This window comes from Mesorhizobium sp. M0159, assembly GCF_040322295.1.
Classification (GTDB): Bacteria; Pseudomonadota; Alphaproteobacteria; order Rhizobiales; family Rhizobiaceae; genus Mesorhizobium.
This window is the reverse complement of the sequence record NZ_JAMYTF010000022.1, coordinates 1-24,195: the sequence shown is the minus strand read 5'-3', so window position 1 is coordinate 24,195 and position 24,195 is coordinate 1. Positions and strand designations below refer to the sequence as shown.

The window sequence follows — 24,195 nt, the reverse complement described above, 5'->3', positions numbered from 1 at the left end:
TCGGAATCTGGCTGGACTGGGACAGGCTTGAGACATGGCTGGACCCGACAAACAGCCGGTCCAAACGAAAAAAGCGGGGTATAAGCCCCCGCTTTTTTGTTGGTTCGAAAACCCGTCGATCAGTTGGCGGCCTTCGCCTTTTCCTGCTCTTCCTTGAGCTTCTTGGCAAAGTCCTGATTGTTCTTGGCGACGAACTCCTGGAGCTTCTTCTGTCGGTCCTCGATGTCCGACTGCTGCAGCGGCGGGCCGTCGAAGGCGCCGCTGAAGCCGGTCAGCGCGATCTTGATCGGGTTCGGCTGGTTCTGGAAATTGACCGAGGTCAGCGTCAGGTTCGAACCTTTCTTGAAGGACGCGACGAGCTGATCGGTCAGCGGCACTTCCGCCACGCAGCGATCCGGAAAACAGATCACATAGTCGAGCTTCTGCGCCTTGCCGCCGTCGATCTGGAGGCCGATGCCGGGAGGAACGAGACGGCCGGTCGGAACCGTCACCTGGAACACCTTGCGGTTCACCTTGCCCTTCAATTCGATCAGGCTGACGCCAGTGATGAGCTGGCCGTTGCCGGCGGTGGTGATGTTCTGGACATTGCAGATGTCGACGTCTTCCTGCTTGGTGCAGGCCTTGAACCAGCCTTGCGGAATCTGCTGTTGCTGCTGCGCGGAAGCAGCGGGAATCCCGGCGCCCAGAATGCCGACTACGCCAGCGGCCATGACCGACAGGCGGTACGCGTTGCTGTTCAGGCTCGTCATGTCGTGCATTCCTCTCAAATGATCCCGGAACCGGCTTTTTTCATGCCGTGTGGTCCAGCTACCTGTTGCCGAAATGAGGCAACAGAATGACTTCGGACGGCGTGTTACACTGCAAGCGGTGCCGAATCCAGCCCGGGTCTCGCGAATCTTGGCCGAGGGATAGGCTCAAGGGGTTGGCCGGTGCACGACCGGCTCATGTATGCTGCGCATCGAATCGGGAAGGAGACAGTCATGGGCCGCGTTGTCGTTTGGCTGATCGCCACAATGTTGTTTGTCGGCCTTTCCCTGCAGCCGGGCCTGTCGGAACCGAAGCACGCGCTTGCCATGCAGGGCGAGCCGGCGCTGCCATCCGACTACAAGCATTTCAACTATGTGAATCCCGACGCGCCGAAAGGCGGCAGCATTACCTATTGCGTCGTCTGCAGCTTCGACAATCTCAATCCGTTCATCCTGAGAAGCCTGCGCACCACCGCGCGCGGCATGATGGATCAAGCCTTTGGTAATCTTGTCTTCGAGCCGTTGATGCAGCGCAACTACGACGAGGCCTTCAGTCTCTACGGCCTGCTCGCCGATACCGCCGACATGGATCCCGAGCGCAAGAGCATCGAATTCCACCTCGATCCCAACGCCAAATGGTCGGACGGCGAGCCGGTGACGCCGGAAGACGTGTTGTTTACCTATGACGTCTTCACCGAGAAGGGCCGCCCACCTTACAGCCAGCGAATGAAAGCGATTGCCAAGCTCGAAAAGACCGGCGACCGCAGTGTGCGCTTCACCTTCAACGACAAGGCCGACCGCGAATTTCCTTTGATCATTGCGCTGACGCCGATCATCCCGAAACACGCCTTCAACAAGGACACCTTCGACAGGACGACGCTAAAGCCGGTGATCGGCAGCGGGCCTTACACGGTGGCGCAAGTCGTGCCCGGTCAGCGCATCGTGTTCAAGCGCAATCCGGACTATTGGGGCAAGGACGTGCCGTCCAAGCGCGGCTTCGACAATTACGACCAGATCACCATCGAATATTTCCTCAACGCCAACGCCAAGCAGGAAGCGTTCAAGAAAGGCATCTGCGCCATCGACGACGACAGCGACCCGGTCAAACGCGAGCGCGATCTCGATTTTCCGGCCTTCCACAGGGGCGAAATCATCGCCGAAACTTTCGATACCGGCATTCCGCCGGTGGTCAACGGTTTCCTGTTCAACACGCGGCTGCCGAAATTTTCCAATCCGGTCGTGCGGCGCGCGCTCGGCATGCTCTACGATTTCGAATGGGCCAACAAGAATCTGTTCGGCGGCAAATACACGCGCACGATGAGCTTTTGGCAGAATTCCGAACTGTCCGCGCTCGGCCACCCGGCCAGCGAAAAGGAAAAGGCCCTGCTGGCCCCCTACCCCGGCCGCGTGCCCGCAGATGTCATGGACGGCACCTACAGGCCGCCCGTTACCGACGGCTCCGGCCAGGACCGCAAGGTGCTGAAGGCGGCATTCGAGCTGCTGAAGGGCGCGGGCTATACGGTGCAGGACGGCGCGATGCTCGATCCCGAGGGAAAGCCGTTCGGTTTCGAGATCCTGACCGCCTCGCAGGACGAAGAGCGACTTGCCGCTATCTATCAGCGCACCCTTGAGAAGCTCGGCATCGATGTCGGCATCCGCAGCCTCGACGGTGATCAGATCCAGTCGCGCAAGCAGCGTTTCGATTTCGAGGTGCTGGTCGGCTCGACCGGTTTCAACAACTCGCTGTCGCCCGGTATCGAGCAAACCGGGCGCTGGGGATCCGCTGCCGCCAAGGCCGAAGGATCGTTCAACCTCGCCGGCGTCGCCGATCCGGCGGTGGATGCGGCGATCGAGGCGATGCTGAGAGCTCGTTCGAAGGAGGACTCCGTCGCCGCCGTCCGCGTTCTCGACCGGCTGCTGATCTCCGGCAACTACATGGTGCCGACGCAGCACAACAACCAGCAATGGCTCGCTTATTGGAACTATCTGGAACATCCGCAAAAGACGCCCATATACGGTTATCAGTTGCCGACCTGGTGGCGCAAACCGAAGTGACCTCTTCACAACAGGAGATCAAGATGAACGACGAGAACTCGATTACCGTCGATGTGGTCTCCGACGTCGTGTGCCCCTGGTGCTTTATCGGCCAGAAACGGCTCGACAAGGCGATTGCCGCCGTCGATATCGACGTTCACATACGCTGGCGGCCCTTCCAACTCGACCCGACAATCCCGCCCGAGGGCAAGAACCGCCGCGACTATATGGTGGCGAAATTCGGCAGCGAGCAACGCATCCGCGAAATCCATGCCCGGATCGAGCCGCTGGGCGAGGCTGAAGGGATTTCCTTCGCCTTCGACGCTATCAAGGTCGCGCCCAATACGCTGGATGCGCACCGTCTCATTCGCTGGGCCGGGACGGCCGGCGAGGCCATTCAGAACCGGGTGGTGCGTCGGCTGTTCCAGCTGAATTTCGAGGAAGGCGCCAATCTCGGCGATCATGCCGTGCTGATCGAAGCCGCGCGCGAAGCCGGCATGGATGCCTCCGTGGTCGAAACGCTTCTGCCGACCGACGCCGATGTCGAGGCGGTGCGCACCGAAATCGCCACCGCTTCGCGCATGGGCATATCGGGTGTGCCGTGCTTTCTGCTTGAAGGCAAATATGCGGTGATGGGCGCCCAGGACGCCGATACGCTCGCCGATGCACTCCGCCAGGTCGCCGCGGCCAAGGCACGCGGCGAACTGGAAACAGCGAACTGAGTCGGGCTACTTCACCGTCACCTTGGCCTTGCTGATGAAAAAGCCATGGCCATGCTTGCCGGTGCAGGTCAATCCCTTGGTGGATGACTGGCAGGAAAACGGGCCCTTACTCCAGCTGGCGCCGTACGCCAGCCTGGTGACGCCGCCGCAGCAGCCTTGCTCGCCCGGATTCTTGATCAGCGTCGCCGGACCTTTCGGGCCGAGGATGACGGTGACGTAGCTGGGCTCGACGCGCGAACAGCTCAGTTCCGGTCCGCCATCCTGTGGCTCGTAGGTGCTGGTGCCGCCGTTCGGCGTGTAGATGCAGCCAATATTGCCGGACGGCGTGTTGAACTCGATCTGTCCCTCGGCGTTTGCGGGAACGGTCTGGCTGCCGGCATATGTTTGCGGCAGCCAGAAAAATGTTGCGAGCGTCGCGACAAAAAATGTCCGTGCAAGCATGGCGAACTTCCCCCCGGTTCAAACCTGGATGCGTCCGGCAGGTTCAATCCGAAGCGCGTGTTTGTCAAACGCGGTTTGTGCGCGCTCTTAAAAAGGCACGGGCTAATTGATATTGATCTTCATCCTGGACTGTGTCGGCAAAGTCATTGCTTGGCCGACTACGGGTCCTGACAAGGCGGCTTCAACCACGAATCATACGGTCACGTTCTGGCCGCCGACGAGGCCGGACTGGCCGTGAAGGCGAGTCAGGCTGTGAAGATCGACCGCTGGACGGCGCTTCTATGTTCACAAAGCTGTGTGAAGACCTTCCCCAGGGGAAGGTCTCTACTTGCTCCGGCGCAGGCAAGTAACTATTTGAAATTGCGTTGGTATTCCGCCTCTCGAAGCATGACGACATAGCGCCGTGATCATTCATTCTGTTGCTCCACTGCAACGGCCGGCGAGCTAAGCCACCTGCGACTGGTGAAAAGCTAATGGAAAATGATCAATTGGTGTTACTGTCCGTAACAAAAGAAAAATCGTTTGGGCGGGATAGTGATTCGGGTCGATAGACCAACGCGACATTCAATATCGGAAAAATGGCTCCGCGGTGCCGCAAGGCAGTCGCCCCTGACGCCCGTATCGTCGATGCGCAGCTTCTGGGGACTGATGCGGGCCTACTGGTTCTCGGACAAGTGGGTCGAAGCCTGGACGCTCACCTTGGTAATAGGCTTGCTGACAGGGCTCTCTAGCAAAGCCGACGTCTGGTTTACCGTGGCGGCGGCTGAACTATATACCTCAATCGCTTTTTTTCACGACGCCGCGAATACCACGCCGCTCAAAACGTTGCTGACCAATGCCGGCCTGCTCGTGCTGCTGGTCGTGCTCAAGGACATGGGCATTACCAGTACATGCAAGTTTGTATCGGCGACATTGCATCGCAAATGGCGCGGCTGGCTAGATAGCCGTTTCAATGCGGCGCTACTCGACCCCAACCATTCACACTACCACGCCCAGCATGGCTCGTCCGGCACGGCAGCGCCCGACAACATCGACCAGCGCGTGCAGGAATCGATCAAGGACATGACAGGCGGCGCTATTGGGCTTGCCATGGGGGTATTCAGTGTCTTTACCTCGCTCTACTTTGTCGGTGGAGCTTTGTTGGCAAATTCTGTGGAGGTAAAAGGACTCGAGTTCCTCGGCAGCTACGGGAGTGTCGTGCTTGCTCTGCTGGCGGTCGCTCTCTACGTGCCGTTCAACACCTGGATCGCAGTCAAAATCGGCGGAATGCTGGAGTGGCTCAACATCAGGATGCAGAAGGCTGAAGGCAGCTATCGGGGCGAACTGATCACGTTATTGCGCCGCAGCTTTCATGTGGCGGCCTCGCAAGGCGAAGTCGTGCAGAAGACGATACATAGCCGGCTCTATCTCGACATCGATAGGACTTGGTCGAAGTTCAACATCGTCAACACCATCTATTCGGGATTCGAATCGGTCTATAACTTTGTCGGTGCCAAAATTGTCGCCTTCGGGCCTGGCCTTGTGCCGTTCATCCATAACGGCCTCGACCTCAAGGGTTACATAACAGGTTCCGAACAGGTCAACGCGCTGATCAGCAAATGTTCGTGGTTCATCCATGTCATGCCAAGTCTTGCCACGTTGCGCGCCAACAGCTTGCGCGTCATTGAATTGGCGCAGGCGATCGAAGACGTCCAGCACCCGCAGGAATTTTATCAGCAGACCGGCCGCTCCGATTTTCGCTACGACCGCCAAAACCCGGTTTTCGGCCTGACCATCCAGAAGCTCGAACTGGCGCATCAGGGCGAGGACGCAACGCCCTTCCTGAGTGCTGCAAATTTGCGCTTCCGGCGTGGCGAGTGGACTTTCCTCAAGGGCGAATCCGGCTGCGGCAAGACCTCGCTGATTAAGGCGATCAACGGGCTGTGGCCTTATGGCCGCGGTACCATCGTCTTCCCGGAAGGGGTCAGGAGTTTCTACGCCGCCCAGGAGGTGAAGCTGCAGCAGGTCTCGTTGAAGCAACTGGTCTGCCTGCCCGGTTCCGAGCATGATTACGCCGACCTGCAGGTCGCATCCGCCCTGCACAAGGCCGGCCTCGGCGATTTCATCGAGCATTTGGCCGATGAGAGTCGTGAAGGAAAGATCTGGGATCAGGTTCTCTCGGGTGGGCAGAAACAGAAGCTGGTTGTCGCCCGTATCGTGCTGCAGCAGCCGGGATTGCTGTTCCTCGATGAAGCCACCGGCGCGCTCGACCCCGATGGACGGATCGCCTTCCACCAGGCGATCAAGGATAATTGCCCTGATGCAACTGTGATCTCGATCATGCATGAGGCGACGCCGCCGAGATCGCTCGCGGGCACCGAATTCTACCACAGCGTGGTTGCGATCGCCGACGGCGTCGCCACCAAGAAGCCGCTGGTTCCGAGCTTGCCGGTAGAGCTCACCACCATCCTCACGCAGCCGACGCGGCCGGCCGAGGACAAATGGCTGCGCTTTCCCCGCCGGCTGAAGCAGAGATAGCCGCGGGCACCACTGCCGGCATCCAGCCAGCCTGCCACGTCGCCCGATCACAGTCTCGCGATCCAGTCGGTTTGCCGCCGCTTTAACCGCTCTCGCGATTGACTCGGCAAGGCGCGCTCCTATGTTGCGCCGGCTTGCAGAATCTCAACTCGAACCCGCGAGCAGAAAGGTCACCGCGCCATGCCTGGCGACAGTCACAGTCGAACGCAACCGCCGTCCGCTTGACGTGACCTGACAGGCTCACGTCCTGCCGGACGGCAAGGAGTGAGCCATGAACGAGTTTTCCCCTGTCGCGGGCGGCGATGCCATCGCCATCGCTCGCGTACTTGCCAACGACCACGTCGCCGACATCGTCGAGGCCTTGAACCAGGAGCCCCGCGAGACGGCATCGGAGCTGCTTTGCGAAGTGCCGTTCGAGCGGCTGGTCGAGATCTTCGACCAGCCTGAACTCGACGGCGCATCCGAACTGGTCGAGGCGCTGCCCCGCATCAAGGCAGGCAGACTGCTTGCCGCCATGTCGGTCGACCGCGCCGCCGACATACTGCGCGATCTGAACGAGCCGGCTCGTTCCGAACTGCTTGGTGGCCTGGCGCCACCGCTGCGCGCGACGCTGCTTGCCATTCTCGGCTATCCCGAAGGCAGCGCCGCCTCGCTCATGACGACCGAATATGTCAGCGTGCCGCCGGACTGGAGCGTGGCCCGCACGCTGGATTATATCCGCAAGGTGGAGCGGACTCGCGAAACCGTCTACGCGATCTACATCGTCGATCCGCAAACGCATGTCCTGTTGCGCTCGACCAGCCTGCGTCGACTGATCGCTGGCGGGCCCGACGAGCTGATCATGGCAATCGCGCCGGATCGTGCGCCTATCACCGTTTCACCGCTGACCGATAGTGAAAAGGTTGCTCAGTTGATCTCGAAATATGATCTGCTCGCCGTTCCGGTCGTGGACAACGGCAAACTGCTCGGCATCGTTACCATCGACGATATTATCGACACGATGATCGACGAAACGACGGAGGATGTGCATCGTTTCGGCGGCATGGAGGCTCTCGACGAGCCGTATATGAAGATGGGCTTTCTGGCGATGATCCAGAAACGCGGCGGCTGGCTGTGCGCGCTGTTTATCAGCGAGATGCTGACCGCCAACGCGATGCAAAGTTACGAGGGCGAGCTGGAAAAGGCGATCGTGCTGACGCTATTTATTCCATTGATCATGAGCTCCGGCGGCAATTCCGGCTCGCAGGCGACCTCGCTCGTCATCCGGGCGCTGGCACTGCGCGAGATCGGCCTTGGCGACTGGTGGCGGGTGGCATTGCGCGAGCTGCCCACCGGCCTGGTGCTTGGCTCGATTCTTGGCGTGGTCGGCGTCTGCCGCATCGCGCTCTGGCAGTATCTCGGCTTCTACGACTACGGCCCGCACTGGCCGCTGATCGCAATGACGATCGGCGCCACGCTGGTTGGCATCGTCACCTTCGGCTCGCTGTCTGGATCGATGCTGCCGTTCGCCCTGAAGCGCATGGGCTTCGACCCGGCCAGCGCCTCGGCCCCGTTCGTCGCCACGCTGGTCGACGTCACCGGGCTGGTGATCTATTTTTCTGTGGCGCTGGTGATCCTGCGCGGAACGTTGCTGTAAGAAAACTCACGCACTTCCATCGCGGCAATTTCGTTGCCGCGATGGGTTGTCGTCGCGTCAGACGCGCTCACCATCTCTCACCCGGTAAGTCGGCTTGTACATGGTGACGAGTTCTTCCGCGGCGGTCGGATGCACCGCCATGGTGCGATCGAAATCATCCTTGGTCAGGCCGGCCTTCAGCGGTATGCCGAGAAGCTGCGCCATTTCGCCGGCATCCGGCCCGAGAATGTGGGCGCCGAGGACCCTTTTCGAGGCGCCGTCGACGACCAGCTTCATCAGCATCTTTTCGTCGCGGCCGGAAAGTGTGTGCCGCATCGGCCGGAAGGTGGCGCGGTAGATTTCAACATCCGAAAAGCGCTTTGCCGCCTCATCCTCCGACAGGCCGACCGTACCGATCTCGGGCTGCGAAAAGACTGCGGTAGCGATCGTGTCATGGTCGGGCGCCGTCGGCTTGTCCTTGAAGGCGGTCTCGACGAAGCACATCGCCTCGTGGATTGCCACCGGCGTCAATTGCACGCGATGGGTGACGTCACCGATTGCCCAGACGTTGTCGATGTTCGTGCGGGAGTATTCGTCGACGTGGATTGCCCCGGTTTTGGTCATCTCGATGCCGACGCCTTCCAGGCCCATGTTCTCGGTATTGGGAATGCGGCCGATGGCGAGCATAACCTGGTCGACCGTCAGCACCGTGCCGCCGGTGACAAGCGCGTCGAGCCGGCCGTCAGGCCGCTTCCTGACCCACTCGGACACGGCGTGGCAGAGGATTTTTATCCCTTTCTTTTCCATCGTGTCGTGCAGCATGCGTCTGAGGTCCATGTCGAAACGGCTGAGGATCTCCTTGCCGCGGTAGACCAGCGTCGTGTCGACGCCGAGGCCGTGAAAGATGTTGGCGAATTCGACGGCGATATAGCCGCCGCCCTCGATCATGATTGCCTTCGGCAGTTCCTTGAGGTCGAAGGCCTCGTTGGAAAAGATGCAGTGCTCATGGCCGGGCAATGCCGGATGCGGCGCCGGTCGCCCGCCGGTAGCGATCAGGATCTGGTCGGCGGTAACGGTGCGATCCTCACCAAGAAGATGCACCACATGCCGATCGACCAGGGTGGCGCGCGAATGAAAGACCTCGCCGCCGGCGCCCTGCACGTTCTTCTTGTAGATGGCCTCCAGCCGGCTGATTTCGCGGTCCTTGTTGGCGACCAGCGTCTGCCAGTCGAAACGCGCCTCAGGCACCGTCCAGCCATAACCGACGGCGTCGGCGAAACGCTCGGGGAATTGCGAGGCGTAGACATAGAGCTTCTTCGGCACGCAGCCACGGATCACGCATGTGCCGCCATAGCGGTATTCCTCGGCAATGCCGACACGCTTGCCGAGTGCTGCCGCGACGCGCGCCGCCCTCACCCCGCCGGAGCCGCCGCCGATGACGAAAAGATCGTAGTCGTAACCGGCCATGGCTGAACTCCTTGCCCCTCAAACCCCGAGACAGGTAGGCTGCCGACTATCAAAAGAAAAGCCCGGACTTGCCGGGCTTTTGGTCCAGTGGCGGTCAGGCGGCTCGGAAGTCCGCAATCAATTCGGTGTAGCGTCCGCGGGAGCTGCGCCATCGGCCGGAGCGGTACCGTCGGCAGGTGCAGCCGGCGCCTTGGCATTCGCCGCTGCACCCAGGGTTTCGCCGACCTGCTGGGCGAGATCGCGAGCCAGGCCGTTCTGCCAGATCTCGGCAGCCTTCACCAGTTCGCGCGTCACGATCGGGCCGTTGTCGAGCAGCTTCTTGCCGGAATCGGAATTGTAGAAGGCGGCGATTTCATTGAGTTCCTTTTCCGAGAACACCTTTGCATAGGCGAGCGCCGCTTCCTTTTCCAGGTCGGCGCGGCGCGATGCCAAGGCCATCGCCTTCTCGTTGATCGTCTTGGCGATCAGTTCCTGCATGTCCGGGTTCTTCTGGATCAGCTGCTGCTCCAGTGCCGCGGCCGCTTGCGGCAGGATGCTGTCGAACGTATCCGTCGCATGGATCGCCGCGACGGCGGCGCGCGCCGCCTTCAAATGCGCATCGGTGACGTCCTGCGAAAACGCAGGCGACGAAAACGCGAAAACGGCCGAGGCCGCCAGAATGGCAAAAAAGCGGCCAACCCGGTTATGCAACATCATGATCGGTAAAACTCCCTGATTTTCGGGCGGCATGGACGGTTTGGATGCCGTCGCCGCCGGCTATGATGGCCGTTGATGCCAGCCCGATGAAAAGACCATGCTCGACCACGCCCGGAATGGCGTGGAGAGCATTCGAAAGCGCTCTTGTATCCGGAATGCGGCCAAAAGATGCATCGAGGATAAAATGGCCGCCGTCTGTAACAAATGGCTGGCTCCCCGTCATCCTCAATGTAACAGGGCCGGAAAGGCCAAGGTTTGCAGCCGCCGCGCCGACCGCAATTTCGGTGGCGCGCAGGCCAAACCGGTTGACTTCGATGGGCAGCGGAAAACGGCCGATCATCTCGACCATCTTGGAGCTGTCGGCGATGACGATCATGCGGGCGGAGGCCGCCGCGACGATCTTTTCGCGCAGCAGCGCGCCGCCGCCGCCCTTGACCAATGTCAGCGCCGGATCGATCTCGTCGGCGCCGTCGATGGTGAGATCGAGCTCGGGGGTTTCCTCGAGGGTGGACAGCGGCACACCAAGCTCGGTGCAAAGGACCGCGGTGCGCTCCGAGGTCGGCACGCCGATGACAGTCAGGCCGGTGGCGACCTTGTCGGCGAGCAGCCGCACGAACTCGTCCGCCGTCGTGCCGGTGCCGATGCCGAGCCGCATGCCATCCGTGACATGGGCAAGCGCTGCCCGCGCGGCCTCAACCTTCAATTGCCTCGCATCCATGCCGGGTCCCGAGATTTGTTTCGGCGCTCGTAGCATTTTTGCCGGGCTGGTCAAAGGACCTTGCCCGCGGTGGACAAGCCGGCTTGCCTGAACGGGCCGCAGCGGTTATCGCCTGCCGGCAATCAAAATCGTCACAGGACAGGCCATGACCCGACCGATCATCGTGTTCGACCTCGACGGGACGCTGATCGACACGGCGCCGGACCTGCTCGACAGTCTCAACCACAGCCTTGCCGCCAGCCAACTCGCGGCCGTCGACGAAGCCGGCTTCAGGCGCTTCGTCGGCCATGGCGGCCGGGTGATGATCGAGCGGGCCCACGCCGCGCAGCACAGGTCGCTGGCAGTGGAGGAGCACGACCGCCTGCTCAAGCTGTTTCTGGACCATTACACCGTTAACATCCCCGGCAAATCGCGCCCCTACCCCGGCGTCCCGGAGGCGATCGCACGGTTCGAGGCAGCCGGTTACCTGCTGGCCATCTGCACCAATAAATACGAGGCCAATTCGGTGGCGCTGATCGAGGCGCTCGGTATGACCAGGCATTTCGCGGCGATCTGCGGTCAGGATAGTTTTCCGTTCCGCAAGCCCGACCCGCGCCATCTCACGCAGACCATCGCGCGCGCCGGTGGCGACCCGCATCGTGCACTGATGGTCGGTGATTCGCAGACCGACATCGACACGGCGAAAGCCGCCGGGATTCCGGTGGTGGCAGTCGATTTCGGCTACACCGATCGCCATGTGCGAGAGTTCGAACCGTCGGCGGTGATCTCGCATTTCGATTCGCTGACGCTCGATCTGGTACAAGGGCTGATGGCCGCGGCAGAAGGCTGAAAGCTGCCCATCGGGCGGACCGCCAGATGCCGACCGACAAGTGGTTGACTTAGCAGGCCGGCCTCCCTTATATCGCGGCGCGCTTGGCCTTCGGGCAACGAGCGGGCGATTAGCTCAGCGGGAGAGCACACCCTTCACACGGGTGGGGTCGCAGGTTCAATCCCTGCATCGCCCACCATCTGCTTTCCTGAATCAATTCCAAATCAGAGCGGCTAGTGGTCAAAATCTGACGCTTGGTGCCGAAGCAGTGGCCCGCTCTGGGTAAACCTGCCTTTCGCTCCGGCTGCTGACGCGGCTTTATCGCGCCTACTGCAAGCATATTGCCCATTCGGCAAACTCGCGCGTCGAGGCCGTTTTCAGCGGCGCGAAGCAATCCCCGCCGCCTCGGAGCGGCTGGAGCGCCCGTCGCGGTCATCAAGCGGTCGCTCGCTACGCTCCCGCTACGGACTCGATGTCACCCATTGTGAGGCCGCAGCCCGATCACGGTCCGCGCTAAACCCAACCCGAACCAAAGTGTCCACAGGGACATCACCAGTGATGCCACGACCCAGACGAAGCTGCCCAGGGTGACTCCGAGCCACATGCCCAGGGGCCAACCGAGGAAGGCTCCAATTCCGGCCACGACTGCGATGTACGATGCCCAGACCGGCGTGGCTCGGTGAGTGGTCTGCGCCTCGTTGCCAGCGATCACGGCAACGGCCAACGCCAAAAACATGAAGCCGTTAGCCTTTCCTTCGGAAAATGCCCACCAGGCCTCGAAAGTTGCCGTGTCCCCGGCGGCAGCAGCGGCGGAGACCACGGTGGCCCCGGCCACCGCGGTCGTCATGGTCCAGAGGGCGCCGACAGTCAGCACACCCCAGGCAGACAACGTCCACCACGCCTCGGTGAGGCGCCATCTGGCCGCCAGCACGATCAGACCTGTCAGGACGAACAGTGATAGCGCTACCGCGGAAACCCAATGGATGATCGCCCATCGGACAGGGTCGTCGGTGATGACTCCCATCTGGCGACCCATATCGGGATCGATCGGACCATGGCCGACCAGCGCGCCTGCCAGCAGGATAGAGGCGATCGCAAGCCAAACTCCTGCTACGCGCGTTCCTTCTTCTGTGTTTGCCATAGAGACCTCGCGCAGTAATGGTCCCATGTCCCATCTAGCGCCAGATTTCAAACGGTTGCAAGATGGCCAATGATCGGAACGGGTCAACTGACGCCGTAGCATTGCCACGTCTGTACGACCGGAAAGGGTCGGAACAGTTAATCCGCATCGGGCACCAAGCGTCAGATTTTTACCACTAGCAGCTGCAGGTAGCCCCCCTCGCCGCCAAAATTCTTTTGGGCGAAATTCAAAGCGCTGGTGTAGCTCGTATAGCTCTCGGAACTGGCAAACGTTGGAGCCGGCTCGCACCTTCATCTGCTCGATATCCCAGAACGAAACCTCGATGCGGTCGTCGGCGGAATAGACCGTATAGCGTTCAGGTTCCGGCGCCTCGGCTTTCTGGACAGGCATCGAAATGGCCGGAATGGAAAATATGAAAAGTACAAATATGATGGCATGACGCATTTGCATGTAAAACCCGAATGACCACCGGCACTATTACGGCCGCGATGTTGAGGCGACGCATCATGATTTTAAGCAGTCGCCGTGTTCTTTCGGCAGCCATAAATCAGGTACGGACGGCGCCTCCTTGTTGCGCAACGGTCCGCTATCCCGGAACAAACCTGCATGGAAACGAGTTTCTGCTCATCGAAATGTGAGGGAAAGCCATGTCCAGACTTGTTTTGGCGGCCGCCGTGCTGCTTGTCGGCGGATCGGCCTTTGCCGCGGACGAAAATCCGGTGCCGCCGCAGAATGCCAAGAAGCTGTCGGAAATCATCGCCAAGGTCGAGCAGCGCGACGACTTCCGCTACATCAAGGAAATCGATTGGGACAGCGATGGCTACACCGTCATTTATTACACGAGCGACAAGGCGAAAGTCGAAATCACCTATGATCCGGTGACAGCCGCGCCGAAATGAAGCTGGCCGCCAACGGTCCAGATTCTAAAAAATGGCGCGCCTCGAAGGCCCCGGCCTTCGGCACACCCTTGCGTAGATATGACTTTGATGGCTGACTGGGTGCTATCATTGCGCGCGGGGGTGGGCATGGCGACGGTAAGGCACGTATTGAAACGCTTTCTGATGATGTTCGCGGGTTATTTCATAGCGGTACTGGTTGGGCTGATCGCGGTGGCGGCGATCTATGGCGGGCTGAGCTCGCTGCCAAATGCGCCAAGTTACTTCGACGTCATGGGTGTCACACCTGTCGCAGTGCTACTATTGCCACCGCTCGGCATGTTCATCTATTTTCTGACGATCGTGCTGACCGGCCTGCAGACGCTGATCTTCGCACTGATTGCCGAGTTCTTCTCGCTGCGCACTTTTTGGCTGCACATGGTCTTCGGCGCGGCGGCCGCGGTTGGCGGCTTCGCCTTGATCTGGCCCAGTGTACCGGATGACACGAACCCGGAGCGCTGGGCCGATATCGGCATCATTGCCGCCGCAGGCGTTGTCGCGGGCCTGGTCTATTGGCTCATCGCCGGACGCGATGCCGGTTTCCGGCGTCCGCTGTTTCAGCGCTAGAACCGCATTCGTCAGCTTGCCGGCGAACGCACCGCTTCCGTGCTGTCGAGCGCCTGCTGCAGCCTTGTATCCCGGCCGTAGACGTCGTTGAAGTATTCGACCTTGCCGGACAGGTCCGGCCATGCGGTGAAATAGGCGACATAGACCGGGATCTTGCGTGTCACGTCCTCGGTCGAATGTCCGTGTTTCAGTTTGTCCTCGATGTAGTCGACCGAGGTGCCGAGCACGGCAGCGGCCATGCCGCGCGGATCCTGCAAGCGAACGCAGCCATGGCTGAGCGCACGCATGTCGCGCTGGAAAAACGACTTCTGCGGCGTATCGTGCATGTAGATTGCATGCTTGTTGGGGAACAGTATCTTCAGCTCGCCAAGCGCGTTGGCCTCGCTCGGCAGCTGGCGCACGCCGTAGGGTATCTTTGCGCCGTAGGCGCCCCAATTGACCGAGGACGAGGGAATGCGCTTGCCGCGGGCATTGACCACCTCGTAGCCGGCGCGGTCGAGATAGCCAGGATCCCGGCGCAGCCGCGGCAGCATCTCGTTGACCAGGATCGACTGCGGCACGCCCCAATAGGGATGAAAGTCGACCTGCTCGATCTGATCATAGAAGAAAGCAGTCTGGTTGGTGGGCCTGCCGACGACGGCACGGGTCTTCAGCTTCTCCTCGCCATCATCGATATAGCTCGCGGTGAAAGCCGGCTGGTTGATGAAGACGCGCGGGCTGCCAAGGTCGGAAGGCAACCAGCGCAACTCTTCGAGCGCAACCCGAACCTTCTGAACTTTGTCGGCCTTGGACGTTCCGGCCAACGATGCAACGGTACGCGGGCCGATGACGCCGTCGCCTTTCATGCCGGCCCGTTTCTGCACCGCCTTGATCACCGGCACCAGCTCCGGATCGTAGACCTCGCTGGTAGCGAGCCTCGCCAGGACCTCGCCATAGGCGCCGCCCATCTCGTCATCGAGATTGCGCGCGATCTTTGTCAAAAGCTTCGGCAGCTCGGGGCTGGTCTGCCCCGGCTTCAACAGCAGATTGGGATCGATGGTGATTTCGTCTTCGGTGCTGGCCTGGAGCGCTTCCAGTTCGACGCGCAGCGCCTGATACTCGGAATTCTGTGGATGCCGTGACTCGAGATAAGTGCGCACTTGCTGGGTATGGGCCAGCGTCTTCAGCACCCCATCCATGTCGAGCGGCTTCGGCGGAAGATCGTAGTAGCCGGTCATTCGGTTGGGATCGACGCGGCCGCTTTGTGCGTCACGGGCGTAGCGCAGGACACGCGCCGACAGCGCCATCTCGAAGCGGACCAGCTCTTTCAGGCGTTCATCGACATTGCCCGCCGATGTGCCTGCTGCCGGAACTTCGACGGTGTAGTCGGCGGGCGTCAGGCCGTAGCTCGCGGCCTCGCCCAGCACCCGCACGGCATCCTGGGCACGGCTGCTGGGACTGGTTCCCGTCACCCAGATGAAATCCGGATTGGCCGAGTAATAGGCGATCAGCGCCTTGGCGATGTCCTTCTCGGCGTAGAGATCATAGCCGTCGAGGCCGGCAATGGCTTCGCGGAATGCAGCCCCGGTGGCCGCCGGCTCGAAAGCAGCGTCCTGAGGCGTTGCTGGTTCAGGCGCTGCCGACAGTGCCGAAAAATCGACGCGCACCAGCGGATCGCTCTTGTAGGTATAATAGGACGGGCCGCTGATTTGCGCACCACCACCGCCCCCACCACCGGAAGCGGCCGGCGCCCTGGGCTTCGGCTTGTATTTTGACGGTGGCGGCGGAAAGTTACCTTTCGGCGGCGCGTGTTTGACGCCGCCGCCGAAAAGCATGTCGAAGAACCCTTGCGCTTCAGCCTTCGGCGCCCCGAAGGCCAGCATTGCCGCGGCGACCGCAAACGGCAGCACGGTTGCTTTGTTTCCAAGGAGTTTCATGGATCACCCGCTCCGGTTGAACCGGATCCCGTTCCGCACCGCTTTCACGGTCTCGCCCACCGCATGGCGGATGTAAGGCGTGACTACACTGATTCATACTGATTTCGTTAAGCTTTCATAAATTTCGGAACGTCTGTTGCAGAACGGTTTCACAACGTCGTGACGGGGGAGCGAATCCGCCGTCGCTCCCGACCAATGGTAGTGCCCGTGAGCCAAACCTCAAGCGTTGGCGCCGCCGTCGATGGTCAATGCCGCGCCTGTCACGAAGCGCCCTTCGGGGCCGGCAAGCCACGCAACCATGCCGGCGATCTCGTCGGCCGTGCCGAAGCGAGGCATCGCCATCTTCTGGCGCTGATGCTCGGCGTGCGGGCCGCCTGCCGGATTCATGTCGGTATCGGTCGACCCCGGATGGACGACATTGGCGGTGATGCCGCGCGGACCGAGATCGCGTGCAAAGGCCTTGGTCAGGCCAACCAAAGCAGCCTTGCTGGCCGAATAGGCGCACAGGCCGGCGTCGGTGGCACGCTCGGCCAGATTGCTGCCGATCGAGATGATCCGGCCACCCTCACCCATATGCGCTGCTGCCGCCTTGGCGGCGACGAACGGGGCTCTGAGGTTGACCTCCATCGTCTCGTCGAAGTCGGCAAGCGACAGGGCATCGATCGGCGCAGCGCGCCAGATGCCGGCGCTGTTGACGAGGATGTCGAGCCGTCCGAAGGCTTTTGCTGCCTCATCGACTGCCGCCTCGATCGCCCCAGCATCGCGATTGTCGGCCTTGATGGCAAAGGCCCGGCCGCCGGCCGCCTCGATTTCCCTGACCACCGCACGCGCCCCTTCCTCGCCATTCACATAGGTGATCGCCACGCCTGCGCCGTCGGCCGCGAGCCTTCTTGCGATCGCCGCACCAATGCCGCGGCTGCCGCCGGTGACGAGGGCGGCCTTGCCGTTCAATCTTCTGGATGACACCTGCTTCTCCATTTGTAGTGATTGATACATAAATATCTGCCAGCCTTGCTGAACCGCGTCAACCAAATTATGTATCGATCAATACAGAAAGGATGCCATGCCGGAACGAGGCCGCCCCCGCACCTTCGATCGAGCCGCCGCCTTGCGGCGGGCAATGGAAGTGTTTTGGGCCAAGGGTTATGAGGGCGCGTCGATAAGCGACCTGACCGCCGCAATGGGCATCAACTCTCCCAGCCTCTATGCCGCCTTCGGCAGCAAGGAAGCGCTGTTTCTCGAGGCAACCGAGCTTTACACGCGGGTCGAGGGAACCGAGATCTGGTCCGCGCTGGACAAGGCGCCGACCGCGCGCCAGGCGGTCGAGCGGTTCCTGCGGCAGACGGCCAGGGCCTATTCACAGACCGGTCGCCCGCAAGGCTGCCTTATCGCGCTCGGCGCTTTGCACCAGGATTCAAGCCGCGGCGCCATCTGCGATGATCTGCGCCGTCGCCGCGCCGAAAACCGCGAAGCCTTGCTGAGACGCCTCGAGAGTGGCGTGGCCGAGGGAGAGTTGCCGGCCGATTTCGACTGCGGTACGGCCGCGACCTTCTACGCGACCGTGCAGCACGGCATGTCGATCCAGGCGCGCGACGGCGCGTCGCGCTCGGCTCTTCTGGCGACGGTGGCCGGGGCGATGGCAGCTTGGATAGCGATGGCCAGCACCGGGGCGGCGTGACGGTCGAAACCGGCTGACAAGAACGATATTCAGGTCACTGCAGAGACGGCTCCAGTCTGCCGGCAACGAAGCCAACGGCACGCTCCGCCACACCCCTGTCGGCGAGAATGCGGCGGTGGCCGAGCCCGTCGGCCCAGTAAAGCCGCACATGGTCGCCGGCGCGCGCGTAGAGCCTTGCATGCTCGGCGGACACTTCGCGGTCGTTCGGCGCGTGGATCACCAGCGTCGGCAGCGGCGTGCTTGCGAGCTGGCGGTCACCGGTGAACTCGTGCAACGGCCGGCCGGCGATGCGCTCGACCCGGTCGGCCATGGCGGCCTGCGAGCGCGAGCCGACATTCAGCATGCGGCTGAAATCAGCGAAGATCGCCGGCAGCGAGCTCGGCGCGGCGATAAGCACCAGCCGCCCGGCCGCCAATCGCGGGATGTTCCTGATCGAACCGGCGACGGCGTTGGCGGCAACGGCACCACCAAAGGAATGGCCGACAATGGCCGCGAACGGGCCGAACCATTCGCCGGCAACCCGTGCCGCATCGACCGCACTGACCAGGGTAAGCCGGCGGCCCTGCGACTGGCCGTGGCCCGGCAGATCGAGCGAGACCACCTTGTAGCCGGCATCGCGATAGGCTTCGATCAGCGCGCGCATGTATTCGGTGCGCGAACGCCAACCATGGATGACGAGCACGGTGCCGGCAGTCGCCCTGCCCGGCTCGGGCCGGAATTCATGCACCATGACGCAGCCGGTTCTGGTCTTTAGCCGGTGATGGCGTGCCTGGGTCATGAAATCGGCGGCGCGATCAATTGCGCGGCGCTCGCCTTCGCTCAAGCTCTTCTCGTGCGGCGTGCGGCAGAACAGCTCGAATGCAGCACGCCCGGTGAGTCGCGGTGCCACATGCTCAGCCACGCCGAACGTGCCGCGGATGACCTTCAGTCCAAATGATGCCATAGTGGCGATCCATTCATTGGTTCAAGCATGAACATAATAGTTCAAACATGAACATTAAGCAAGACCTGCCCTGGGACAACCCGCGTTTTCGCAACTGGGTCGCGGTGGCGCGCGCCTGCCATGTGGTGGAACGCACCCTGGCGGTGAAGCTTGCGCCGCTCGACCTGAAGCCGGCGCAGCTCGACGTGCTGATGAACCTCTACCGTCATCCCGGCATGTCGCAGCACGACCTTGCTCGTCGGCTGCTGGTCGGCCGCTCCAACATCACCATGCTTTTGCCTCAGCTGGAGACCCGTGGCCTGCTGCGCCGCGAGGGCGACGAGAAGGACAAGCGCGTGCTGAGGCTGACGTTGACAGAGGCCGGCGAGGCACTGCTGATGCAGGCGCTGAAGGTCCATATGGCGCTGATCGAGAAGGCGATGAGCCAGTCGACGCCGGAACAATGTGACATGATCGGCGAACAGATGCGTAGGGTTGCCGAGGTTTTGAAGACCGCCTGACAGCCCAGTGCTCCACCACCAAATGCTTCACCACATCGATTTTTTCGCGCGCTCGGGCCATTCCTTGTCGTAGACTTCGCCGTCAATGTTCTTGCGGCTGGTGATTTCCAGGATTTGGCCGGGAGTCGGCAGCGATCTCGGGTCGACATGCCTTGCCGGATTCCACAGTTCCGATCGGTGGATGGCGCGGGCGCACTGGAAATAAACCGCATCGATCTCGATGATCGTCACCGAGCGCGCCGGCTTGCCCTCGACGGCGAACGAGGCGCAGAGCCCGGTATCGGTGGTGATGTGGGCGCGGCCATTGACGCGCAGCGTCGTGCCGGAACCCGGCACCAGGAACAGGAGCGCGACGCGCGGATCGCGAAGGATGTTCCTTAGCGAATCGGCACGGTTGTTGCCGCGCCGGTCCGGCATCATCAGCGTTTTCGGATCGTGGATGCGGACGAAGCCGGCGAGATCGCCGCGCGGCGAGCAGTCCAGCCCTTCTGGCCCGCAGGTTGCGAGCGCGGCAAACGGCGAAGCCTCGATGATAGCTGCGTATTCGCGAATCAGCTGGTCGAGTTCCTTGACCACCGACGCCTCGCCGGGCAGGCCATAGAGCGCTTCAAGCTGTTCGATGCTGGTGATCATGGACATGGTTTCGTCTCCAAAGCTTTGCCGGCGCTACTCCAGATGGATGACGTTTTCACGACAAGTGCCCGTTTGCCGGTCATCAGGAAACGGGTGTCGAGGCAACGCAAACAAGGGCAAACCGCTTTACCTGCATGATCGTGCCAACGGATACGGAGGTCAAAAATGGATAAACCGCTCGACCGGCGACGCACCGCCATGGAACTTATTGAAAACATGTTCAATGTTGAAATGCGTTTCCTGCAATCAGGCTCGGAGAGCCTCGATGTGCTTGCCGGCGCATTTCATGCCGACATTGTCGTGCATGAGCCGCGCTCCCTGCCCTATGCCGGTGACTGGAACGGCCTCGACGGCGTTGGCGCCCTTTTCCGCAAAATGCGGGAAATCTGGAGCGACGTGGCGGTGGAGGACCTTCAGGTCGCCCAAAACGATGACACGGTGTTCATGAGCTGCTCGCTTTCGCTGACATCGCGGGCCAATGGTGCAACCATCAAACAGCCGTTTGCCGAAGTCTTGCGCTTCAAGGATGACCGGCTGATCGAAGGCACGCCGTTTTATTACGACACCAGCGAGATACTGGCGATCTTGCGTTGACCTGAGAGTCCTGCGGGATGCATTTCAACGGTCGCGGCTCAGCCCCTTCTCTTCCAGTTCGGCGAGATAGGCGCCCCAGCGTGCATCCTTCTCATGACCCAGCGTATGCAGGTAGTTCCAGGTGAAGATACCGGTGTCGTGGAAATCGTCGAAGGTGATGCGCACGGCATAGTTGCCGACCGGCTCGATCTTCAGAATCGCTACATTGCGCTTGCCGGGAACGGTGACGCGCTGTTCGGGCGAATGGCCCTGCACCTCGGCCGATGGCGAGGCGACGCGCAGCAGCTCGGCCGACAATTCGAACGGCTGATGGCCCGGAAAGGTGACGGAAAGCAGCTTGCGGTCCTTCGAGACCCTAAGTTCTTTTGGCGCTGTCATGGTGGTGGATCCTGCGGAGAACTTCCCTTCCCTACGCCGCTTCGCGTCGAGGGAAAAGGCCGCATGGAAAGTTCCGACATGATCTGTCGGCGTCGGAATGTTACCGATGATCGCGAGCTTCTATCTTGAATGCCAAGTTGGCTCGTATCACATAGCCATATATAACGAAGCCGTTCACGCCCACGGGAAGCGCACAAGCATGGATATGATCGATCCTTTCGGTCGCACGATCACCTACCTGCGCGTGTCGGTCACCGACCGCTGCGATTTCCGCTGCACCTATTGCATGGCCGAGGACATGACGTTCCTGCCGAAGAAGGACCTGCTGTCGCTGGAAGAGCTCGACCGGCTCTGCACGGTCTTCATCGAAAAGGGTGTGCGCAAGCTCCGCCTCACCGGCGGTGAGCCGCTTGTGCGCAAGAACATCATGCACCTGGTACGCCAGCTTTCGCGGCATCTCGAGAGTGGTGCACTGGAAGAGCTGACGCTGACCACCAACGGATCGCAGCTTTCCCGCTTTGCCGCCGAGCTCGCCGACTGCGGCGTCAAGCGCATTAACGTCTCGCTCGATACCCTCGATGCCGACAAATTCCGCCAGATCACCCGCTGGGGCAATCTGGACAAGGTCATGGACGGCATCGACGCCGCGCAGGCGGCCGGGCTAAAGGTAAAGCTCAACGCCGTGGCGTTGAAGGACTTCAATGACGCCGAATTGCCGGAAATGCTGCGCTGGGCGCATGGCCGCGGCATGGATCTGACGGTCATCGAAACCATGCCCATGGGCGAGATCGACGCCGACCGCACCGACCAGTATTTGCCGCTGTCGCTGCTGCGCGCAGCACTCGAGCGCCAGTTCACGCTGAGCGATATTCCCTACAAGACCGGTGGCCCGGCCCGCTATGTCCAAGTCGCCGAGACCGGCGGACGGCTGGGCTTCATCACGCCGATGACGCATAATTTCTGCGAAAGCTGCAACCGGGTCCGGCTGACCTGCACCGGCACCCTTTACATGTGCCTCGGCCAGGAAGATGCGGCCGACCTGCGCGCGCCGCTGCGTGCGTCGGAAGGCAACGAGCTGGTCGCCGATGCCATTGACGAAGCAATCGGCCGCAAGCCCAAAGGCCACGACTTCATCATCGATCGCCGCACCAACCGTCCGTCGGTGTCGCGGCATATGAGCGTCACCGGCGGCTGATTTTTCGCCGATTTCGTGCAAGAATAATCGCCTTGGTATCGGCGCGAGGCAAGGCGTGCAGCGGTTTTTTGCAGTCCTGAGGTTTTTCGGAGTGATGGCGGGGACCACGGCAGTTGCCGCGCCATTTACCTACACGAACGAGCGCTTCGGTACCATCTGCACCTTTCCGGATGAAATCTTCACTCTTCGCCAGCCTGAGCCGGACAATGGCGATGGACAACAATGGCTCACTGCCGATGGCGCCAGCCTGATCTGTTCGGGTATCCTCAACATCGATGATGACACCCCGACAGCCTTCGTCTCCGCCGAGAGGGCCAGCAAGGAACCTGGCTACAGGATCACCTACAGCAAGACCGGCAAGGACTGGGCGGTGCTGTCGGGCATCAAAGGTGGGAACATCTTCTATGAACGCCGCCTGTTCGGAAAAGACGGTGTCATCCGCACGGTCTGGATCGACTACCCGCCAGCCCTGAAATCGAAATACGACCCGCTCGTCGATGCGATCGCCGGCAGCCTCAGGGGACCGCGAGCATCCGGCGACGTCAGAACTTATTGGCAGCCTATTGTTTTTGCTAGCAAATCACGGTTGTTGGCGCGTGTAATCATATCGTACGGCAAGCCATTTTTTGCCGCTGCCATTGGCCTGGAGGAAATGTTGCTCGGCCACTTCGTGATTGTCGCCGTCCCTGGAAATGACGAAATCGGAGGCCGTGAACCGCCCTTCGACCTCGGGGCCGAAGCCGACGAAACCAAGCGGCTGGAACAGCAGTGAAATCTTGCCGTCCTCCTCACCACCAAAACTCCAGGCGGGCATGATCCCTGCCGGGAAACGGGTGTCCATGGAGACATACTTCCAGCGGCCCTCCACCCGGTCATAGCTCAAATAGGCTATCCGCTGGAAGTCCGGCATTTTCGACCCGGGCGCCGGGCGCATCACCTCCTGCATGAAGGGACCGATCATCGTGCGCTCGGCCACCAGCCCCGTCATCACGATCGGCTGGGCGCCGGGCGTTGGCCAGATCGTGTTGACGACGGACCATTTCCCGACGCGGCGAGCGAGCTCATCCGCTTCGTGACCCGACGTGGACATCCGTTCGACTGCCGACGCCGAAGCGCCGTTCTCGGCGAACGCAGGCGCTATCGCCATGAGGATAACCGCCAGGGCAGAAGAGAACCGGAAAGCCGACGAAACATGCCGCCTGCTGCCTGTGCCAAGCCAGTCCGCATTGCCTCGTGCATTCATCATGGACCATCTCCCCAACACGATCAGAAGCTTACAATGACCAATTTGGTGAATCTTGCCGAGCAAATTTGATCTCGTCGAAAAATTTTCCTCGAGCCGCAGTGTGACAAATTTGCCCTCCGAACCCATCCTTTAGAACGGCACCTTTTTTGGGGTCACACCCAGAAAAGGTCTTGTCCGCAAACGGTCACCGGATTTACCGGAAGCCCATTCGGGCCTAGCCTCTGCTCTGGAGCGGTTCTTCGCCCAGTGGGGGAATACGATATGCGCAAACTCATTCTTTCTCTTGCATTGCTCAGCCTCGCGGCCCTGCCCGCGGCGGCTCAGTCGATCGGCGGCACCTATGCCGTGGCCGGCACCAATTTCGATGGGTCGTCCTATGGTGGCGACGCGACGATCACGCTGACCAGCGAGACGACCTGCACGATCCATTGGGAGACAGGCGGCTCGTCCTCGGACGGTATCTGCATGCGCAACGACGATGCCTTCTCCGCCGGCTATGTCATGGGCAAGGCGGTCGGTCTAGTCGTCTACAAGGTGCAGGAAGACGGCTCGCTGCATGGCCTGTGGACGATTGCCGGCAAGGAAGGCAACGGCACCGAGGTACTGACGCCCAAATAAGCCCTCACATGGGGATTACATGGTCAAGTGTGATTTTCCTCCTTCGCAGTTTCGGTCCAAGGTCTGAGCCCGATCACGTGACGCGGC

24 protein-coding genes and 1 tRNA gene are annotated in these 24,195 nt (G+C 61.2%); 13 read left to right on the top strand and 12 right to left on the bottom strand.

Annotation, left to right across the window (positions count from 1 at the left end; genetic code table 11):
* Positions 1-119: 119 nt before the first annotated feature.
* Positions 120-749, bottom strand: a complete 630-nt coding sequence (locus tag NKJ32_RS20535) for an invasion associated locus B family protein (protein WP_023675042.1) — start codon at positions 747-749, stop codon at positions 120-122.
* Between the two features lie 231 nt (positions 750-980).
* Here NKJ32_RS20535 and NKJ32_RS20530 point away from each other — a divergent pair, with 231 nt between their 5' ends.
* Together NKJ32_RS20530 and NKJ32_RS20525 are read left to right on the top strand one after the other, a co-directional pair.
* Positions 981-2,801, top strand: coding sequence for an extracellular solute-binding protein (locus NKJ32_RS20530; protein ID WP_352828671.1), 1,821 nt, complete (start codon positions 981-983; stop codon positions 2,799-2,801).
* Between the two features lie 23 nt (positions 2,802-2,824).
* Positions 2,825-3,502, top strand: a complete 678-nt coding sequence (locus tag NKJ32_RS20525) for a DsbA family oxidoreductase (RefSeq protein ID WP_352523735.1) — start codon at positions 2,825-2,827, stop codon at positions 3,500-3,502.
* Positions 3,503-3,508: 6 nt separating this feature from the next.
* Here the strand turns inward: NKJ32_RS20525 and NKJ32_RS20520 are convergent, their stop codons facing one another.
* On the bottom strand, positions 3,509-3,943 hold the full coding sequence (locus NKJ32_RS20520) for a hypothetical protein (RefSeq protein WP_023675039.1): 435 nt from the start codon (positions 3,941-3,943) through the stop codon (positions 3,509-3,511).
* A gap of 627 nt (positions 3,944-4,570) precedes the next feature.
* On the opposite strand from NKJ32_RS20520, the gene NKJ32_RS20515 reads away from it, so the two are divergent.
* Complete coding sequence (locus NKJ32_RS20515; protein ID WP_352828668.1) at positions 4,571-6,460, top strand: ABC transporter ATP-binding protein/permease; 1,890 nt, start codon at positions 4,571-4,573, stop codon at positions 6,458-6,460.
* A 271-nt stretch (positions 6,461-6,731) separates the two neighbouring features.
* On the top strand, positions 6,732-8,096 hold the full coding sequence (gene mgtE, locus NKJ32_RS20510; RefSeq protein ID WP_352785091.1) for a magnesium transporter: 1,365 nt from the start codon (positions 6,732-6,734) through the stop codon (positions 8,094-8,096).
* Between the two features lie 57 nt (positions 8,097-8,153).
* On the opposite strand, the gene gor is transcribed toward mgtE, so the two are convergent.
* From gor to rpiA, 3 genes are all read right to left on the bottom strand, one after another.
* The gene (gor, locus tag NKJ32_RS20505; RefSeq protein ID WP_352828665.1) at positions 8,154-9,542 is read right to left on the bottom strand and encodes a glutathione-disulfide reductase; all 1,389 of its coding nucleotides are present in this window, start codon (positions 9,540-9,542) and stop codon (positions 8,154-8,156) included.
* Between the two features lie 117 nt (positions 9,543-9,659).
* Entirely contained in the window at positions 9,660-10,238 is a 579-nt protein-coding gene (locus NKJ32_RS20500; RefSeq protein WP_352448901.1) for a DUF2059 domain-containing protein, read from the bottom strand.
* Positions 10,225-10,956: a ribose-5-phosphate isomerase RpiA gene (gene rpiA, locus NKJ32_RS20495; RefSeq protein ID WP_352456755.1), complete on the bottom strand. Its 732-nt coding sequence runs from the start codon at positions 10,954-10,956 to the stop codon at positions 10,225-10,227. Before rpiA ends, NKJ32_RS20500 begins: the two co-directional genes overlap by 14 nt.
* 145 nt (positions 10,957-11,101) lie before the next feature.
* Here rpiA and NKJ32_RS20490 point away from each other — a divergent pair, with 145 nt between their 5' ends.
* Entirely contained in the window at positions 11,102-11,785 is a 684-nt protein-coding gene (locus tag NKJ32_RS20490; protein ID WP_352682754.1) for a phosphoglycolate phosphatase, read from the top strand.
* 103 nt (positions 11,786-11,888) lie between these two features.
* A tRNA-Val gene (locus NKJ32_RS20485) sits at positions 11,889-11,963 on the top strand.
* Positions 11,964-12,239: 276 nt separating this feature from the next.
* Here the strand turns inward: NKJ32_RS20485 and NKJ32_RS20480 are convergent.
* Positions 12,240-13,349 carry a hypothetical protein gene (locus NKJ32_RS20480; protein ID WP_352828663.1) on the bottom strand — a complete coding sequence of 370 codons (1,110 nt, stop codon included), beginning with the start codon at positions 13,347-13,349 and terminating at the stop codon, positions 12,240-12,242.
* 203 nt (positions 13,350-13,552) lie between these two features.
* On the opposite strand from NKJ32_RS20480, the gene NKJ32_RS20475 reads away from it, so the two are divergent.
* Both NKJ32_RS20475 and NKJ32_RS20470 read left to right on the top strand, forming a co-directional pair.
* The gene (locus NKJ32_RS20475; protein WP_023675031.1) at positions 13,553-13,804 is read left to right on the top strand and encodes a PepSY domain-containing protein; all 252 of its coding nucleotides are present in this window, start codon (positions 13,553-13,555) and stop codon (positions 13,802-13,804) included.
* 126 nt (positions 13,805-13,930) lie between these two features.
* Positions 13,931-14,407: a hypothetical protein gene (locus tag NKJ32_RS20470; RefSeq protein WP_352785099.1), complete on the top strand. Its 477-nt coding sequence runs from the start codon at positions 13,931-13,933 to the stop codon at positions 14,405-14,407.
* A gap of 11 nt (positions 14,408-14,418) precedes the next feature.
* On the opposite strand, the gene NKJ32_RS20465 is transcribed toward NKJ32_RS20470, so the two are convergent.
* Both NKJ32_RS20465 and NKJ32_RS20460 read right to left on the bottom strand, forming a co-directional pair.
* Positions 14,419-16,323, bottom strand: a complete 1,905-nt coding sequence (locus NKJ32_RS20465; protein WP_352828660.1) for a L,D-transpeptidase family protein — start codon at positions 16,321-16,323, stop codon at positions 14,419-14,421.
* A gap of 219 nt (positions 16,324-16,542) precedes the next feature.
* The gene (locus NKJ32_RS20460; protein WP_352785104.1) at positions 16,543-17,289 is read right to left on the bottom strand and encodes a 3-oxoacyl-ACP reductase family protein; all 747 of its coding nucleotides are present in this window, start codon (positions 17,287-17,289) and stop codon (positions 16,543-16,545) included.
* Between the two features lie 97 nt (positions 17,290-17,386).
* On the opposite strand from NKJ32_RS20460, the gene NKJ32_RS20455 reads away from it, so the two are divergent.
* Positions 17,387-18,001, top strand: a complete 615-nt coding sequence (locus NKJ32_RS20455; RefSeq protein ID WP_023675027.1) for a TetR/AcrR family transcriptional regulator — start codon at positions 17,387-17,389, stop codon at positions 17,999-18,001.
* 34 nt (positions 18,002-18,035) lie between these two features.
* On the opposite strand, the gene NKJ32_RS20450 is transcribed toward NKJ32_RS20455, so the two are convergent.
* A complete protein-coding gene (locus NKJ32_RS20450; protein ID WP_352785108.1) occupies positions 18,036-18,944 on the bottom strand; it encodes an alpha/beta hydrolase in 909 nt (302 codons plus the stop codon).
* Positions 18,945-18,991: 47 nt separating this feature from the next.
* Here NKJ32_RS20450 and NKJ32_RS20445 point away from each other — a divergent pair, with 47 nt between their 5' ends.
* Positions 18,992-19,444: a MarR family winged helix-turn-helix transcriptional regulator gene (locus NKJ32_RS20445; protein ID WP_352456748.1), complete on the top strand. Its 453-nt coding sequence runs from the start codon at positions 18,992-18,994 to the stop codon at positions 19,442-19,444.
* A gap of 27 nt (positions 19,445-19,471) precedes the next feature.
* Here the strand turns inward: NKJ32_RS20445 and NKJ32_RS20440 are convergent, their stop codons facing one another.
* Positions 19,472-20,083: a pyridoxamine 5'-phosphate oxidase family protein gene (locus NKJ32_RS20440; protein WP_023675024.1), complete on the bottom strand. Its 612-nt coding sequence runs from the start codon at positions 20,081-20,083 to the stop codon at positions 19,472-19,474.
* A 159-nt stretch (positions 20,084-20,242) separates the two neighbouring features.
* On the opposite strand from NKJ32_RS20440, the gene NKJ32_RS20435 reads away from it, so the two are divergent.
* Positions 20,243-20,671: a nuclear transport factor 2 family protein gene (locus NKJ32_RS20435; RefSeq protein WP_352698893.1), complete on the top strand. Its 429-nt coding sequence runs from the start codon at positions 20,243-20,245 to the stop codon at positions 20,669-20,671.
* Between the two features lie 24 nt (positions 20,672-20,695).
* Here the strand turns inward: NKJ32_RS20435 and NKJ32_RS20430 are convergent, their stop codons facing one another.
* Complete coding sequence (locus NKJ32_RS20430; RefSeq protein WP_352828656.1) at positions 20,696-21,049, bottom strand: gamma-butyrobetaine hydroxylase family protein; 354 nt, start codon at positions 21,047-21,049, stop codon at positions 20,696-20,698.
* A gap of 199 nt (positions 21,050-21,248) precedes the next feature.
* Between NKJ32_RS20430 and moaA the strand changes: the two genes are divergently transcribed.
* Positions 21,249-22,244 carry a GTP 3',8-cyclase MoaA gene (moaA, locus tag NKJ32_RS20425; protein WP_352568644.1) on the top strand — a complete coding sequence of 332 codons (996 nt, stop codon included), beginning with the start codon at positions 21,249-21,251 and terminating at the stop codon, positions 22,242-22,244.
* 580 nt (positions 22,245-22,824) lie between these two features.
* Here moaA and NKJ32_RS20420 read toward each other — a convergent pair.
* Complete coding sequence (locus NKJ32_RS20420) at positions 22,825-23,553, bottom strand: hypothetical protein (RefSeq protein ID WP_352828653.1); 729 nt, start codon at positions 23,551-23,553, stop codon at positions 22,825-22,827.
* Positions 23,554-23,751: 198 nt separating this feature from the next.
* Between NKJ32_RS20420 and NKJ32_RS20415 the strand changes: the two genes are divergently transcribed.
* On the top strand, positions 23,752-24,108 hold the full coding sequence (locus NKJ32_RS20415) for a hypothetical protein (protein ID WP_023675018.1): 357 nt from the start codon (positions 23,752-23,754) through the stop codon (positions 24,106-24,108).
* Positions 24,109-24,195 lie beyond the last annotated feature (87 nt).